The 17,154-nt window shown below is 42.2% G+C and carries 14 protein-coding genes and 1 pseudogene; 5 read left to right on the top strand and 10 right to left on the bottom strand.

The window, feature by feature from the left end; genetic code table 11:
- Positions 1-88 precede the first annotated feature (88 nt).
- Both NTU69_10810 and acs read right to left on the bottom strand, forming a co-directional pair.
- A complete protein-coding gene (locus NTU69_10810) occupies positions 89-304 on the bottom strand; it encodes a hypothetical protein (GenBank protein MCX5804000.1) in 216 nt (71 codons plus the stop codon).
- A 51-nt stretch (positions 305-355) separates the two neighbouring features.
- Entirely contained in the window at positions 356-2,398 is a 2,043-nt protein-coding gene (gene acs, locus NTU69_10805) for an acetate--CoA ligase (protein ID MCX5803999.1), read from the bottom strand.
- 571 nt (positions 2,399-2,969) lie between these two features.
- Here acs and NTU69_10800 point away from each other — a divergent pair.
- Positions 2,970-3,548 carry a carbonic anhydrase gene (locus tag NTU69_10800; GenBank protein ID MCX5803998.1) on the top strand — a complete coding sequence of 193 codons (579 nt, stop codon included), beginning with the start codon at positions 2,970-2,972 and terminating at the stop codon, positions 3,546-3,548.
- Between the two features lie 53 nt (positions 3,549-3,601).
- Here the strand turns inward: NTU69_10800 and lgt are convergent, their stop codons facing one another.
- From lgt to NTU69_10775, 5 genes are all read right to left on the bottom strand, one after another.
- Positions 3,602-4,444, bottom strand: coding sequence for a prolipoprotein diacylglyceryl transferase (lgt, locus tag NTU69_10795; GenBank protein MCX5803997.1), 843 nt, complete (start codon positions 4,442-4,444; stop codon positions 3,602-3,604).
- A 141-nt stretch (positions 4,445-4,585) separates the two neighbouring features.
- Positions 4,586-5,203: an HAD hydrolase-like protein gene (locus NTU69_10790; protein MCX5803996.1), complete on the bottom strand. Its 618-nt coding sequence runs from the start codon at positions 5,201-5,203 to the stop codon at positions 4,586-4,588.
- Positions 5,181-5,864 (bottom strand): hypothetical protein, encoded by a 684-nt coding sequence (locus NTU69_10785; GenBank protein MCX5803995.1) that lies wholly within the window; start codon positions 5,862-5,864, stop codon positions 5,181-5,183. The genes NTU69_10790 and NTU69_10785 overlap by 23 nt, the downstream gene beginning before the upstream one ends.
- Before the next feature lie 199 nt (positions 5,865-6,063).
- Positions 6,064-6,279 (bottom strand): dodecin family protein, encoded by a 216-nt coding sequence (locus NTU69_10780; protein ID MCX5803994.1) that lies wholly within the window; start codon positions 6,277-6,279, stop codon positions 6,064-6,066.
- Between the two features lie 286 nt (positions 6,280-6,565).
- A complete protein-coding gene (locus NTU69_10775; GenBank protein ID MCX5803993.1) occupies positions 6,566-8,647 on the bottom strand; it encodes an acetate--CoA ligase family protein in 2,082 nt (693 codons plus the stop codon).
- A 377-nt stretch (positions 8,648-9,024) separates the two neighbouring features.
- Between NTU69_10775 and NTU69_10770 the strand changes: the two are divergent.
- The 4 genes and pseudogenes from NTU69_10770 to NTU69_10755 all read left to right on the top strand — a co-directional run bounded on the left by NTU69_10770 (position 9,025) and on the right by NTU69_10755 (position 14,205).
- Positions 9,025-9,618: pseudogene (locus tag NTU69_10770) on the top strand (amidohydrolase family protein).
- Between the two features lie 24 nt (positions 9,619-9,642).
- Positions 9,643-10,116: a GNAT family N-acetyltransferase gene (locus NTU69_10765; protein MCX5803992.1), complete on the top strand. Its 474-nt coding sequence runs from the start codon at positions 9,643-9,645 to the stop codon at positions 10,114-10,116.
- Positions 10,117-10,454: 338 nt separating this feature from the next.
- A complete protein-coding gene (locus NTU69_10760; GenBank protein MCX5803991.1) occupies positions 10,455-10,751 on the top strand; it encodes a hypothetical protein in 297 nt (98 codons plus the stop codon).
- Entirely contained in the window at positions 10,744-14,205 is a 3,462-nt protein-coding gene (locus tag NTU69_10755) for an N-6 DNA methylase (GenBank protein MCX5803990.1), read from the top strand. Before NTU69_10760 ends, NTU69_10755 begins: the two co-directional genes overlap by 8 nt.
- A gap of 500 nt (positions 14,206-14,705) precedes the next feature.
- On the opposite strand, the gene NTU69_10750 is transcribed toward NTU69_10755, so the two are convergent.
- The 3 genes from NTU69_10750 to NTU69_10740 all read right to left on the bottom strand — a co-directional run.
- Positions 14,706-15,212: a hypothetical protein gene (locus NTU69_10750; protein ID MCX5803989.1), complete on the bottom strand. Its 507-nt coding sequence runs from the start codon at positions 15,210-15,212 to the stop codon at positions 14,706-14,708.
- Positions 15,187-16,326, bottom strand: coding sequence for an XRE family transcriptional regulator (locus NTU69_10745; protein ID MCX5803988.1), 1,140 nt, complete (start codon positions 16,324-16,326; stop codon positions 15,187-15,189). The genes NTU69_10750 and NTU69_10745 overlap by 26 nt, the downstream gene beginning before the upstream one ends.
- A 503-nt stretch (positions 16,327-16,829) precedes the next feature.
- Positions 16,830-17,154: transcription elongation factor GreA (locus NTU69_10740; GenBank protein MCX5803987.1), on the bottom strand; the 325-nt coding region annotated here is incomplete at its 5' end.

Raw genomic sequence — 17,154 nt, 5'->3', positions numbered from 1 at the left:
CCCGAGATCCAAAGTCCAAATTGAATTCGATAGGCACGCTCTGCACGAACGCCCCCTTATTCCACAATCTTTAAGACTTTAAGCAGCGCTACCTTTTCCACGCATAATCTGGCTTGTCGAGGCATAGCGCTCTTTTACCAAAAAACCCCTCAAATGTAATGTGCATATTTTCTACTACGTCCCCCATCTCACCCGGCCACCTTCGGATGGGCAACCAGGGCGCTTTCCATCTCGGCCGTTCCCATACGGTGGCCCGAAACATTGATGACGTCATCGATACGCCCAGTGATTTGATAATAACCATCCTTATCTCTGTGCGCGCCGTCACCAGCCATATAGAAGTTAGAACTGATCCTTACTTTCCCTGAACCAGCTTGGTTATTTCCACGACAATTCCAGGATTTGCCAGGGTCATAACATCGCCTACATCTGTGTTGTTAGAAATGGCGCCAAGTACGCGACGCATAATCTTTCCTGACCTGGTCTTGGGCATGTCAGACACGATCCAGACCTTTCTCGGCCTTGCAATCGCTCCGATTTCCGTAACTATCGCATTTTGAATCTTCTTGGCAAGCTCATCGCTTGGAGTATATCCAGGTTTTAAAGCAACATACAGATCAGGCTCTTTTCCTTTCACTTCGTGTTTCACCGGAACAACGGCTGCCTCTGCTACCTCTGCAACGGTCAGAGCGGCTGATTCAATCTCCTTGGTTCCAAGCCTGTGTCCTGAAACATTGATAACATCGTCAATTCTACCGAGAATACGTATATATCCATCGGCGGCCATGACTCCACCGTCACCTGTCTTGTACGGCCAGTCTTGCCATCTTTTGCTGTTTGGATCTTTGCAGTATTGTTCATAATACTCTCTGACGTAACGGGCACGGTCGCGCCAGATGGTCTGGAAGCTGCCAGGCCACGGGTTCTGTATGCAAACATTCCCTGCTTTTCCAGTGCCAGGAGGGATAATGTTACTGTCTTCATCATAAACGATAGGGTAAATACCCGGTACGCCTGGACCTGCGCTACCCGGCTTCATTGGTTTAATTGCTGGCATTGTGCTACAAAGGAAACCGCCATTTTCCGTCTGCCACCAGGTATCAACAATTGCCGCTTCACCTTTGCCAACTGTATGATAATACCACTTCCACACTTCAGGCTCGATTGGCTCTCCGACAGTGGTCATATGTTTGAAGTGATAATTGTATTTCTGCGGCTCATCGGGGCCAAGCTTTCTCAGGGCACGGATAGCTGTAGGCGCAGTATGGAAGATGTTTACATCCAGATTCTGGGCAATCCTCCAGGGCCTGCCTGCATCCGGATAATTAGGAACGCCTTCATAAATAACAGTGGACGCGCATATTGCCAGCGGACCATATACGATATATGAATGGCCGGTGATCCACCCTATGTCTGCCAAACACCAGTAAACATCTTCGGGATGAATGTCCTGGATATATTTGGATGTTCCGGCTACATACGCAAGATACCCGCCTGTGCTGTGCTGGCAGCCTTTGGGTTTTCCGGTTGTGCCGCTGGTGTACATAAGAAAGAGCGGGTCTTCCGCAGGCATCGGCACGGGGTCAATCCTTGCTCCATAATATTTTTTCAGCAGGTCATTGATAATGAAATCACGGCCTTTAACCATCGGTGTTTGTGCGGAATATTTGCCCGGATAACGCTGCCATACGAGGACGTTATCTACCTTCTGGTTTTCCTTGGCTGCCTCAGCAACAGCGATATCAGCCTTTTCCTTGTGGTCAGTAAGCTGCCCGCCTCTGTAATAAGCATCCATTGTAATCAGAACATTACTTCCTGAATCAACGATTCTATCTGCACATGCCTTACCGCTGAAACCACCGAAAACCTGTGAGTGGATTATACCGAGTCGTGCACAGGCGAGCATCGTGATGGCAAGCTCAGCCACCATTGGCAAGTGGAGAGTTACCCTGTCTCCAGCCTTCAGGCCGCAAAAGTCCTTCAGGATTGCCGCGAACTCATTTACTCTTACATAAAGTTCCTGGTAAGTGACATGCTCCACCTTTTCATCCTCAGGCTCTGGTACGAAGTGAATTGCTGTTTTGTTTTTATTCTTTGCAAGATGCCTGTCAATGCAGTTGTAACTCGCATTGATCTTGCCGCCGACAAACCACTTCCAGCAAGGGGCGTCGCTTGTGTCAAGCGTTGTATGCCAATACTCGTACCAGGACAAAAGATCGGCATACTCCTTGTAGCAATTCGGGAAATTTTCCACGCTAAAACGCTCATAGACCTTTGGATCGGTCACATTTGCCTGGGCAATAAACTTTGCAGATGAATAAATGAGTTGCTCTTCCCCCCAGTGCACCGCAATTTCAGATTCTGACGTTTCTGTTACTTCTTTATCTTTTCCGCTCATAGATCATTTTCTCCTTTCATTTTTTTTATGTCTAACAATTTTTGTAACTATTAGGGCACCCTATTTTTAGTTTAGTATAAATTACCCCACCCCCAAAAAAAAAGTCAACAAAAATTGTTGTCAACAAAAATTGTGGATACCAGCCTTCAGCAATTAGCTATCAGCTTTCAGTATTAATACATTCTTTAGTAAATTGTATACGGGAGATAGATACGATTTACTTTTAGCTTTCGACTGATGATTGCCTATAAAGACCTTTTATGGAGTTGCTGACTGCTGATAGCTAATAGCTTATAGCTAATAATACTTGATGATTTCTTGTGAATCTTTTAATATACTGGCAAAAAACACAGAGAGGCATATGACAATGAAAGTAAGAATAAGCTTGCAGCTTATTAGTTCGGAGTTGGGCCTGTCCTGCCTGCCCTGCTAAACCGTAGGTCTTGGCCAGGGCTTCGCAGCCTGTCCTGCTTTGCTGTACAAGGCCAGGGAGCGAGGCAAGGGAGTTTGGAGTTTGGAACAAAAATCGTGAACCATGAACTGTGAACAAAATAATTAAGGAGAATGATAAATGAAAATCAATGAGGCTCTGCAAAAATTAATAGAAGGTAACAGACGGTTCGCTGCTTCAGAATCTCTTTATCCAAATCAAACGGCAGAACGACGCACCGAAGTCTCAAAGGGCCAGAAGCCCTTCGCTGTGATAGTTGGCTGTTCGGATTCCCGTGTCCCCCCGGAAATCATCTTTGACCAGGGGCTTGGGGACCTGTTTATCATACGTGTAGCCGGCAATATTGTGGATGAAGTCGCCCTTGGAAGCATTGAATATGCTGTCGACCACCTGGGTACTGAGCTTGTTCTTGTGCTTGGCCATGGAAATTGTGGTGCGATAACTGCCTCTGTAAAAGGCGGAAAGGTACGTGGTCATGTGGGTAGTATAGTAAGAGCAATCACACCGGCAGTAAAAAAAGCCAAAAAACAACCTGGCGACCTGATTGATAATTCAATCAAGACCAATGTAAAGCTCATTGTAAACCAGATAAGGTCATCAAAACCCATTTTGAGTAAATTGGTAAAAGAGGATAAACTAAAAATAGTTGGTGCTTACTACAATATAGAAAACGGTGTGGTAGATATCATTACCAATTAAAAAAGTTAGTTACCCGGCCCTCATTGCAGGATAACCCACCTAAAAATAATCATCTATTTACAATTGCCGATGCGCTTTCCACTCATGTGCTGGGTCATTTGCGTTTTGCCTTCTTTGGGATTCCTCATAGGAAGGTAAAAGTACTTTAAGAAACCACCTATGGCAATCATAAATATGCTCAACACCTGACCCATGCTTAATATACCAAAAATATAACCCACCTGCAGGTCCGGTTCTCTGAAGAATTCGCAGAAAATCCTGAAAACACCGTACAACACCAAGAACATAGCAAACACATCGCCTTCCCTCTTTTTCCTGTCCTTGTATATCCAGAGTATGATGAACAATACAAGACCTTCAAAAAATACCTCGTATAGCTGCGAAGGATGTCTTGGTATATTGCCACCCTGAGGAAATATCATAGCCCATGGCATGTTCGATGGTCGCCCGAAGAGTTCACCGTTGATGAAGTTGCCCAATCTACCGAATCCTATACCGACTGGACACGTAGGGATGATCAGGTCTACCACACTGAAAAAATCAAGACGTTTCTTCTTTATCACCACATAACCGGCAATAAAGGCACCAATAAGGCCTCCATGGAACGACATACCTCCATGCCATAAAACGAATACCTCGAGAGGGTTATTTAAATAGAAATTAAAATTGTAAAAAAGTGCATATCCCAGCCTTGCACCAATAATAAGCCCTAAGATCAGATAAAAATAGAGGTCATCGATTTTTGACCTTTCTATCTTATAAACCTTTTTCTTCAGCTGGTACATCACAAGCAGATAGGAAGAGACAAATCCAAACACATACATCAGACCATACCATCTAAGCGACAGCGGACCAATCTTGAAAATCACAGGGTCAATATTTGGATAGCGCATCATATACTATTCACAATATAATAACAAATTACCAAATCTCAAGTTCCAGACAAAAAATGTTTGGATGTTGGAAAACTGATGATTGGAATTTGTTTGATTATTGAGATTTGGTTATTGGTTATTCTAAGCATATCACATCTCCATCTAAATATCGTGTTTCTTCAATGTTTCCCACAACCCTTTAACATCCTTAAAGACCATCCCCTGCAAACCATATCCCTTTGCATCCTCTACATACCTGTCAATGTCATCTATGTAGAACACCTCATGGGTATCCACATCCATCTTCTCAAATATAACATCATATATCCTTTTTTTGGGTTTTTTTGCACCTACCTCAAAGGAGAGTATCCATTCATCCATGGCGTGAACAATAGGGTAATGCTCTATGATATAGGAAAAATGCAGCTCATTTGTGTTACTCAGAAGGAATACCGGGTAACACTTTTTCTTTAGATACAGTATCAGCTCATTTACCTCAGGATTCTCCCAGAAGATCGGGTTCCATATACCCTTAAATCCCTCAAAATCCATCTCAAGTTTATATTGATTCTTTATCGTCATAAAAAACTCGAGAGATGACACAAGACCTTCTTCATAGAGATTTACAAGTCCATTCTCCCTGTCGAACATAAACTTAAAAACCTCATCTGGTGAGAACTGTGCTTTTTCTCTCGATTTTTCATAAAGCTTCACAGCAATCTGTCTGTGTTCAAAGGGAAGGATCACATTCCCGAGGTCAAAGACAAATAGTTTTATCATAGGAAAAAACCTTTATGGGGTTAAGGGAACTGTAGAGATTATGCGGGTCCTGCAGATGTTGCCACCCGCAGACATGGAGGAAACGTTTGTCTTTATGGTATTTCATCAATATTGCTATTCTGTCGCTCATATATTTGTCCCTCACATACATCTCATCCGTATAGGAAACAACTTCGATGCCCTTTTCAAAAAACATCTTTGCCAGAGTCTTTTCATTGTGGTTGTCGTTTCCCTCTTTTTCGCAGAGTAACTTTTTTATATTCTCTTCGCTCAACAAGTCGTCAACCTTCTGCAATTTCAGGTATGAGAATACATCCATATCTATCAGGTATAATGGGATATTACGTTCATTACAGTATTTTGTCGCGACCTCATATTCATGGGGCATATCCACGTAAGAAAATAATGCGGATGGGGCTTCTTTTTTATACGGCTCATTATCATCTCTTAATGCTTCTAAAACCTTATCAATCATCATCTTAAGCTCTGCCCCTCTCTCCTTTCTGAATGTCAGGCCATAATTGGAAAACTCCAATGTAACTACATCAGGTTTGGCCCTCTCCATCCACTCACGGAGCAATTGAGGCCCCTCTTCATCCCTGTGTATCACCCCTAAAATAAAAAACTTGGTATTGGGGGAAAAAGATTCCTGCACCATCATGTTAAATTAACACATCCTGTAATATCTTTTTCAACAAAAATCGGCTTGCTTTTCCGAACGCTGAACTAATAATTCCGAATATAGAAATTTGAAATTAAATGTGATATTTCTCAGGAAAGGAGATGCTGAAGGAAGAAAAAATGAAAGGGCGTGGGAACTTCCGTCCCCCGTCCTTTCATTAACTTACTCTTTATTCTCCTTATTCTCCGTGATATTTAAACGAAATGTTAACCCTTGCCCTGTACAAGGCTACCTTACCCTTCTCATCAACTGTCATATCGAGTTTAATGATCTCAGCGATTCTTAGGTCTTTGAGTGTTTTTGATGATGTTTCAACGGCAGATTTTGCTGCATCCTCCCATGATTTTTTACTTGTTCCTACAATTTCAATAATTTTGTAGATGCTATCTGGCATGGTTTACCTCCTCTTTTAAAAGTTTGGAAGGGGAAACACGTGTTACCCTCCCGGTTCTTTCTCACCCCCTTATTTTTATAAGTATGCCCCACCTTACATGCTCAGCATATAAGAGGATTCAGCACACAACAACATCTTACAACGGTATCACCTTCATTGAAGGTAGTCAAGAAATTTCAGTAAAACATCCTGCTATTCTTTTACCTTAAATCTTTCCCTTGCCATAACCCTTTCATAATATAGAAATATGGTGAAGATAGCGGCTTTACAGGTGGAGAGATGTGGATCACACCAAAGATACAAAATTTTGTTTAAGGATGCACAAAAACCCTATCTTCGCATCAACTGCAACGCATCCTTTGCCTTGTTCGAACACTATAAGCGGATTTATATCAAGGTTCACTATTTCGGGATGCTCAGTAAGGAGTCTCGATGCGTTCACAAGAACCTTCACCAGTGCCTTCCAATCAGCAGACGGTTGCCCTCTGAATCCTTTCAGGATACCCGCACCTCTTATTTCATTGATCATCTCTTCCGCTATGTTTTCGTCAACCGGAGCTATGCGCATTGCCACGTCCTTATACACCTCTACAAATATCCCTCCCAGACCAAAGAGTATAACAGGGCCGAATTCAGGATCTGCCTTGCCCCCTATAATTACTTCATGCCCTGAAGGGGACATCTTTTGAATAAGGAATGATTCTGCCTTCATATTGTGAAAGGCACGCTCAAGCCCTGCATCATCCATTACATTCAGCGTTACCCCTCCCCTTTCCGTTTTGTGAAGGATTTCCGGTGATGCAATCTTCAACGCAACAGGGTAACCAATATTTTTTGCTGCAGCAACTGCTTCTTCAAAGGTCCTCACAATTGCATAATCCGCAGCGGGTATCCCGTAAGACCTTAATAAACCGAACACATCATTTTGGGGTATAATATTCAATTGGTACAAGTCTCCCGGTGCACCGGGCACTTTTTCTACGGACTGGCGGGAGGCCTTTTTTGCGGCTTTTAAATGATATTTGTAATGATCATAGGATTTTGCGAGTATCCCTAATGTATAATCCACATCTGTGAAGATCGGAAAATTAGCCGCCTCTTTCATGCTAAACCAGTCATCCTTATGAGAAACCATACAAAACACTATAGGTTTTTGGCAACGACTTGATATTTCTGAGGCAGCTTTAATGAAATCCTTTGTGGGGTTAACATCGTGCTCAAAATCATAGGCATGAATGACAACTAATCCATCAACACCTTTTTCCTTGAGTGCAATTTCTGCTATTTCAACGTGGAAGTTAATGTCAAAGATATCACCAAGATCAAGGGGGTTTGTCAGCTTTATAACGCCTGCCCTCGATTTTTGCTTCACCATGTTAAAAAAATCATCTGAAAACTCAGCAAGCTCGAATTTATAACGATACGCTGCGTCAGCCGATAAAACTGCATGCCCGCCTGAACGCGACATAAGGGCTAACTTTGGTCCTTCTATGACCGGCAGTGAAAAGATTTTGAAACACTCTACCATATCCTTTATATTATAGACACGATGCACGCCTGCCTGTTTTAATGCGGCATCTAAAACCTGCTCATCACCAGCAAGGGCAGTGGTGTGAAATCTGGCAATCTTGCGGCTCGAAAGGCTTATATTTGATTTTAGTAATATAATTGGCTTATCCGTTGAGGATGCAAGGTTCATGAACCTTCTCCCATCACGAATGTTTTCCAGGTAGAGCCCGATTATTCGTGTGGAGGGGTCAGAAATCAGAAACTCCAGAAAGTCATTCTCGTCGAGCATCAATTTGTTGCCCACGCTGACCAATTTATTCACACCCACGTTCTCACAGAATGAGAGCATCATAATATCGTGAATGAGCCCACCGCTCTGGGAAATCACTGCAACAGGCCCCTGTTTCACATCCTTAGGATGCATGGGGTAAAAAGGAAGGGTAAGACCATTTTCCAGATTTACAATACCCACACAATTGGGTCCAATAATCCTGATGTTCCATTGCTTTGCAACATCTAACATTTCCTTTTCCAGTGCCTTCCTGTCCTCCTTAAATTCTGAAAATCCGGCCGATTCAATGATAACCCGGCGTATCCCTTTTCTTCCACATGCATCCAATGCCCCAGGTAAACCGGTGGCAGGAATCAGGAAAACCGCCAAATCAGGAACAACTTCTACATCTTCAATATTTCTGTATATTTTTCTCCCCATCACCTTTTCATCCCTGTCGCCAATCAGGTACAAATCATCTTTGAATCCAAATCGCTCCATATTCTCTATGATAATCCTTCCAAGGTTGGAGCGAGCACCTGAAACACCAAAAACCGCTACACTTTGAGGAAAGAAGAAACTTTTCATTTTGCCTCCGAAAGCAACCTTTATCTCTACACCAGTGAGTATACTTTTTTTTACCCTTAGAAAACAAGCATTGTAAGTCTTGTAACACATAACGTTGTAGGTACTTCATAAGCTATTTCCCTTGCCATAACTTTCTACATACGATATATAAAATGATTATGATTATGAAGATTATTGATGTCCATATACACGTGGGGCACAGGTTTGAATGGACGGAAAGGGCTAAAGAGGTGTGGATGGACATCGGCCCTTATGTTCCGGAAATATTCGATGAAAACGAGAGACAGTTGCCGCAGGAGTATGGCGACGCCATAAAGCGCGAGGGGATATTTGGGGGTATCCTGATTCCTGAATATTCGCCTCTAACCGCAGGGGTAATGCCATTCGAGCGGGCAAAAGAGATACACGATGTACATCCTGAACTTATCCCCATAGCAAACCTTAATCCTAATTACCACGATAATCCTATGGATGCGTTCGAAGAGCAGCTCATAAATGGGGCAAGGGGGCTTAAGTTACATCCCATTCATGGTTTTTTCTATGCCAACGACCAGAGGCTCTACCCTATATACGAAAAGTGCGAAAAGGAAGGCTTGCCTGTCATGTTCCATGCAGGTACAACCCTTTTTAAGGGCGCCAAAATGAGATTCGCCGACCCTTATACCTTCGATGATGTGATAAGCGATTTTCCGGATATGAAAGTCATCCTCTGCCACGGCGGTCGGGGATTCTGGTATCAGATTGCAGAATTCATGGTGAAAAGCTTTAAAAACGTCTATATTGATGTATCCGGGCTTCCACCAAAGAACCTTCTCCAATATTTCTCCTCTATGAAAAAATTCGCCAATAAATACCTCTTCGGCTCAGACTTTCCAGGCGTTCCGGGAATCAAAAAAAACTATACAGTAATGAGCCAACTCATAAAAGATGACCGTGCGATGGAACTGATAGGTTTTAAAAATGCCTACGACCTTTTTGGTTTCTGGAAGGAAGGTATATTTGAGGTAAGGGATACAGATGAAATATACGATGTTACAAATGATGGGGCAAAAAGGTATAAAGGTGTGATACCGGAGGATAAGTACAAAGAACCATACATGCCGATGGAAGAATTACAAGGTGAGATGAAAAGGATGAGGTATTATGGTTATAGAAGAGATATGAAACTCTTAGGCGTTATGGGAAAAGAGAGAATCAAGGATGTCACACTCATACGCCATGCATACGTGTTAAGAGAATTTCAGAATAAAGGTATCGGTTCAAAACTCCTTACCTTTATTGAACAAGGGATTGATACTGAGTGGCTCCTCATTGGTACCTGGAAAGCCGCCACATGGGCTATAGAATTCTATAAAAAACACGGCTATGAACTCATGCCTGACAAAGACGAGCTCTTAAGAAAATACTGGGATATTCCCGACCGCCAAATAGAAACCTCCTGTGTGCTTGGAAAAAAAATAAAGACTTGAGGCGCTATTTCTCTCGCTGCTCCGCTGCGCGTTTTTACCCACTACCGACTCGAATTTCACTCAATTCGTGAACTCTCCCGTCTATAACGGGATCAAACAGTACGTACGGTTTCATTGCGAACGGATGTGAGCAACATTGTCCTTCGGAACGCTCTTCCTCGTCGAGTGGGATGCCCAAAAATGCTCGAAGTCGCGCTTCGAGAAAAGTTCTTCCGGCTTTGAGTAAAAAATTACAATAAAATGGTTCCCTATTTTTATAGATTGAATTTTTAAAGTAAAGCCTTTAATATTTAGAAAGTATGCCTCACGCATTTATGTGACTCTATTGTGGGGGTTTTATGAAAAAATGGACTCATCCGGGCGGTAAACTACGGGAAATGGGTTCCGAATCGTTGACTGATGCCGAGCTTCTGGCAATACTCATTTCAACAGGCGTTAAAGGAAAACCAGCAGAAGATGTTGCAAAAGACATTCTTGATAGATTCGGTTCATTCAAGGGCATGGCAAATCAGCCACTTGAAAAATTCCTTGAGATAAAAGGACTTGGGGACGTGAAGGTCATCCGGATTGCAGCAGCATTTGAGATTGCAAGAAGAATCGTGAACCAGGTGCTCAAGGAAAAAAACGATGTCTAAGATTAAAGGAAAACCGATTACAATTTCATCCCCCTTCGATACTACCAGTCATAAGACGGAAAGGACTGCCAATCAGAAGCTTGTTGAATGGATTAATAGGATAATCAAAGACAGAAATCTACCGCTCGGCATTGCAGAACAGGAGACCGTTGGTACTGACAGGAAACAACCTGATGTAATTATTTTTGAAAGCGCAAACAGCGAGAAGATTTTATGTGTTATTGAGCTTAAGCCGCCATATTTCAGCGCCTTTGACGAGAATGAATTAAAAAAACCCGCATGGGAAAAGGCGAACAGAAGAAAAGCGAAATACTTTGCCACATCCAACTTTCAGTGGCTCATCTGGTTCAATACGGAAAAGGCAAACAGGATGGAGCCCGAAGAGAGACAGGTTGTAGATAAATTTTACCTTTCAGGTATAGAAAATCTCGACGATATCGATGACCTGAGATTCAAAAATCCTATACTCAAGAGCATTGAAAGATTTCTTGAGGAACTTGCAAGGGTTCATACAGGAAAAAGGGCAGAACCGCTACTGCCCATAGATGAGTTCCTGACATTCAGACTTCAGGAGAAGATACAACGCCTCTCAAGATACTACAAACAGATCATCAGGGATAAGGCACACAAGGATAATGAGTTTTCGAAGAATTTTCAGGAATGGTTCAGTAAACAGCAATGGACATTTACCTTTTCAGAGGCCGATTTCGAAAAGGCTGCCAGGCAGACCGCCTATCTACTTATCAATAAGATACTTTTCTATGATGTGCTCCAGTCGAAAAGACAGGGGCAGCTTGACCCTCTCACCATCCCTGACGACCTCACAAAAGGAGGGTTCCTTCAAACAACAGTTGAGCGTCATTTTGACTATGTCCTGCACAATATAGACTATGAGACGATTTACAGCACTGATTTTATTGATCAGATAGCGTTTCCTGAAAACAGGGCGGTTGTTGAAGAAATAAAGGAGCTTGTCAGGGTTCTTAAAAGATATGATTTCTCCAAATTAGGATATGACATCATCGGTAGAATCTTTGAAAGATTGATACCACATGAGGAAAGGCATAATTTAGGCCAGTATTTTACCAGTCCCGATATTGTTGATCTTATTTTAGGGTTTTGTGTATGCCATGAAAACGATACAATCCTCGACCCGTCCTGCGGCGCAGGCACCTTCCTTGTCAGGGCATACCAGTATAAGAAGATGATGAATCTCCGCATGCCCCATGAGGACATCTTAAAAACACTGTGGGGAGTGGACATTGCAAAATTTCCGGCCCATCTTGCAACAATTAATCTTGCTGTGAACGACCTTTCTGTTGATGAAAATTACCCTCAAATATTCAACGAAGATTTCTTTGATCTGACGACTCTGAAAAAGGTTGGAGGGGATGAAACCCGTAAAAAAGAACTTTCGACCCTCGGCCATAGGAAGGTTCTCATTCCCTATCCCAGAGCCGTTGATTGCATAGTCGGCAACCCTCCCTATACACGACAGGAGGAGATTATAGAGATCACAGGTAAAGAAAGCTACAAAGATATAATGATTCATAAAGCCCTCTTTGACAGAAAGAGAAAGCTCGCCGATATTCCAAAGAGGGCGGGTATACACGCCTATTTCTTTGTGCACGGGACAAAGTTTCTTAAGGAAAAAGGACGGTTTGGCTTTATTGTATCCAACTCATGGATGGATGTTGATTACGGCAAGGGGTTGCAGGAACTATTCCTGAAGCACTATAAAATTATTGCCATCATTGAGTCGAAGGTTGAGCGCTGGTTTGAGGATGCTGATGTGAATACATGTATCATTATCCTCGAAAAATGTAGCGATGAGGATGAGCGAAACAAAAACCTTGTAAGGTTTGTCAACCTCCTGAAACCCTTGAGGCATTTTGTCCCTTCTGCCCATGACATGTGGGAAAAAGAGAAAGAAAGGTTTGATGCGATAGAAAACCTGATAAAGACAATACTTTTTCATAATAACTTCTATCAGAATGATGAATTAAGGATTTACCCAAAGAGCCAGAGCGTGCTTTGGGCAGAAGGTTTTGATGAAGAGACAGGAAAATACACAGGTTCCAAATGGGGTAAATACTTACGCGCGCCGGAGATATTCTTCAAAATCCTCGATAAGAGTAAAGATAAACTTGTGCCTTTAAAAGAAGTAGCGGATGTGAGATTTGGCATCAAGACAGGGGCGAATGAGTTCTTCTACCTGACAAAAGAGGAGATTGAGGCAAAGGGCATAGAGAAAGAGTTCTGGATGCACAGGGACGAGAAAGGTGAATGGGTACCAAATTATATCATCAAGAGTTCTAAGGAATGCAAGTCGATTACTGTTAAACAAAATAATTTGAAATTTCGCATCCTAATGGTTCACAAAAATAAGAAAGAACTCAATAAAACCAATGCATTAAGGTGGATTCGAGAAGGTGAACGAAAAGGATTTCATCAACGACCAACATGTGCAAGCCGTCGTAAAAGATGGTATGATTTAGGAATTTGGGAGAAGCCTGACTTTGTTTGGCCTGATGCATACAATGTCCGATTTGCCGTCTATGAAACGCAAAATACGTGGGGTGATAAAAGGTTTTTCTTCATAACAGTTCATAATAAAAAAGACTATGACATTGTATTGGCATTCTTAAATAGCACAATCATTCCATTACTAATTGAAATCAGCGGTATTACTAACCTTGGAGAAGGTGCGGTATATACAAATGTGTATTGGTTAAAAATGCTCGGAGTTCCTACTCACAAAATTATCTCAAACGAAATATTCTCCTCTACTTTTGAAAAATTAAAAAAGAGAGAGATTCTATCCATATTTGAAGAAATCGGGGCTGATTCCTCTGTTGAAGTCTCCTTAGACAAGGTTAAACCCGACCGTCGTGAACTCGACAAAATCATTATGGGCGATATACTCGGATTGTCGGAGGCAGAGCAGCTTGAAGTATACCAGGCCGTGGTTGACCTTGTCAGGGCAAGGATAGAAAAGGCAAGAAGCTTTGGTAAAAAAGGCAAAACAAAAGAAGGTCTCGACCTTGACCTGTTAACAAAAACAATAAAAGAGAAGTTTGGTGATAAAGTACTCAGAAATTTCTATGAAGATAAAATCCTTAGCCAGTCAAAACTCAAAACTATACAATTGTTTGAGGCAACGCATCCGGTAAAAATTGAAAACGGTCTTTTTGGGTGGCGTGTCTCTTCGGGCAAAAATTACATAGATTGTCAGAATGAGGCAGAGGCATTTTACCTGAAAATATGGCTCGATTTGGGGCTTGACGAGGTTAAAATGCCAACAGATGTAGCTTACCTTTCAAAAATCCTTCCTGAACTACAAGCCCTTAAAGAAAAGATAGACAGGGTAATTACCGACCATATTTCTTTCATCACAAGTCAAAAACTCCGTAAGAAGATACTCCAAAAACTTCAGGGAGAATTGTTTGAATAGTAATCAAACACATTCAACTCTTTGATTAACTGAATATCCCCCTCAACCAATTCTGGGCAGATGGCAGAAAATAGTAAGGAGTAGGCAGAATGAAATGGAGGGCAGAGAGCAGCCAGCCTGAAAAGCTTTTGTGGAGCGTATTTCGTCTATCTCGTTTCTTCCGTCTCTCTGGTCTATTGAGTCACGACAAGAAAGACTGAACGGACGGAACAGACAAGATAGACAATGTTTTATTGGGCGATGAGAACAGTGTTCCGCCAAAGTCTATTATGCCAGCCTCTCAGACTATAAAAATGCTTCACATTTCTCCATAATATGGTATATACTTATTGGTATAAAAAGGAAGAAGGGGGTCTGTCCTTGACATGGGATAGCATTTCTTCCACTCGTCATCATTTCCCCACTTTCCTTCCTCACTTATTCGCCCACCACCCGGGAGCTTATCCGGATTTGCGAAGAGAAGATCAAAAGGGTGATTGACGGCATATGGGAAGGCTAATTCAGTATTGCACCTTCTCCCGTTGCCCGATAGAAAGATTATTTTTGAAATAGGTTTTGGTATGCCTTTCTTTGAGGCCGGATTGTGAAAGACCGGATGTTTGCAGAAGATTCTCTACGGATATTCCCCGTTCTGATAGGCCAAGAAAAGGGAGCGCCCGTATCGTTGCTGCGTCGCAACTGCAGAATGTAAGTTCGCTCTCACGCAGAAGAATTGCCAGAGACTCCAATTCACCGCCATGCAGAGCCTCTTTGCGAATTGCCGGGAGTTTTGCAAGGACCTTTTGTATCTCCTCGGCTGTAGCCGATAATTCATTAATCAGGTTGTTGTTGACTACATAATTTTGTCGAAATTCAACCGCTATTTTACAACCTTCCCTTATATAATGCCGGACTTCATCAATTACAGTCGATGCAGCAAAAATCTCATGGTTTTTAAGAAGTTTATCGAAGGTATCCAAGCCCAAGAGGTCTATTATTACATCAGCATCGAGAAGCCATAATTTCAATTGATGCACCTTCCGTTTCCATTAAACCAAAATCTTCGATAAACATATCGATTTCGCTTCTGTCTATCCCCACAATCTCTGCAAATTTACCCCGTGAGATCAACCCCTTTCTCAGGCATTTCACAGCAAGGGCGTGGAAGCGTTCGGATACAGGTTTGTCTCCCCATTCGTTTTTCCGCTTGACTTTATCCAATCCCAACAACTCTTCGTTCTTGGCCAAACTGTCTGCTGTCTCCCAATCAAAAAGACCAATGCTTGAGAGGCGATAAAGAAGCGCCTTTGTAGATACGCCAAATTCTCTTGCAATGTCCACAAGGTCGGCATAGCTCAAAGATTTCTGATTATCCAGAATCTTTTGTAACGTCTCTCTGACTTCACTCTCAGGGAGAAGAAGCACAGAAGCAAAACGCTCTGCCTTTTTTTCTATCGTTTCCAGGTAGTCATCGCGCAATTCCTCTACGGGGATTACCTTCCATGTAATCAGATGAAACAATTCATGGGCAAGATCATAATTACGACGCCATGGCGCTTCATCTGAATTCATCACAATCACGGGGCCAAATTCAGGATGAACGGTTGATGCAGCCGAGCTGATATTAAACAGCGGTTGATATGTAAATTTTATACCATAGGTTTGCTCAAGGATGTTTCTGAGCGAGAAAGCGGGTCTGCTTCCTAATTCCAATAATTTCCGTGTGCTGTTGGCCAATGAGTCGATATCACTATTGGTACTGATATTGTCGATGGTAATATCAAAAAATTTCGGGTCTTTATTACTCTTTAAGCCAAGCAGATGCTCAAGAGATTGGTATTGTTCACAAAAATGTATAACCTGAGCTTCTATCTCCTTTTTTACCGCAACATCAGGTGTTTTTCTCCAGAGAAGAACCAAATCTTGTTTAGCCGGACTTTCGTCAAGCAGATAACTGATGGTACAAAAGTAGGCTCTAGCAAACAGATTGAGTTCCGCCGCCTTGACTTCCCGTTCGCCTGCCTCAATTTTGCTCAAGGTCTGGTAACTTGAAAATCCCAACCGTTTGGCAGCTTTAACAATGGAGAGTCCAACTTTTTCACGGGCTGCCTTAAGCCGATCGGCTAATGGTTTTTGTGCCATATCAATCACCCCCTTGTCTGACATAGGATATTATTTTATTATATTAATTGTCAAGTAATATAATAATTTATTATATAACTTAGTGGCCACGAGAAACTAAATGTGAGTCGAAAGGGACGTTCTAAATAAGTAAATAACTTTTCTGGATTACCGTACTATCACTCCTCAAACCGTTATCTTGCCATTCTGTTGCAAATGCTAAATAGGGGGTAAGGTCTTGCAATCCAACATGTTCTCTAAAAAGGTAAAGGAGTTAGTCTTTTGAGGAATAAACAGGAACTACTCATTTTATGAGATCTGCTATTGTCCCGATTTCCACCTGCCCCCTCTCAACCAATTCTGGGCAGAGGGCCTAGCGCAGAGGGCAGAGAGTGTAGAAAACCGGAAGAACTTTGTGGAGCGTTTTTTCGTCTATTTCGTTTCTTTCGTCTCTCTGGTCTTTTTAGTCACGACAAGATAGACAATGTTTTATTGGGCGATGAGAACAGTGTTCCGGCAAATTGTCAAATGATTTTTACGATTTCGTATGTACGCTCGCCGCCTGGAGCGGAAAAGCTTACCTCGTCCCCGACAGATTTACCCATAAGTGCCCTGCCGAGGGGTGAACTTATTGATATCGTGCCTTTTTGTATGTCAGACTCATAAGGACCAACTATCGTGTACACAACCTCTTCATCTGTATCAAGATTTTTTAGAGCCACGCTGCATCCAAATTCTACTACACCATTTTTCGACTTCTTTACATCCACGATTTCAGAATTTTTTATCATTTCCTCTATCTCGGCAACCTTCTTTTGAAGGAACTGGTACTCTTCCTTTGCCGCATCA

Source organism: Pseudomonadota bacterium (genome assembly GCA_026388215.1).
In the GTDB taxonomy this organism is placed as follows: domain Bacteria; phylum Desulfobacterota; class Syntrophorhabdia; order Syntrophorhabdales; family Syntrophorhabdaceae; genus JAPLKF01.
Note: the sequence above shows the minus strand (reverse complement) of the source record. Positions and strands in the feature narration are given on the sequence as shown.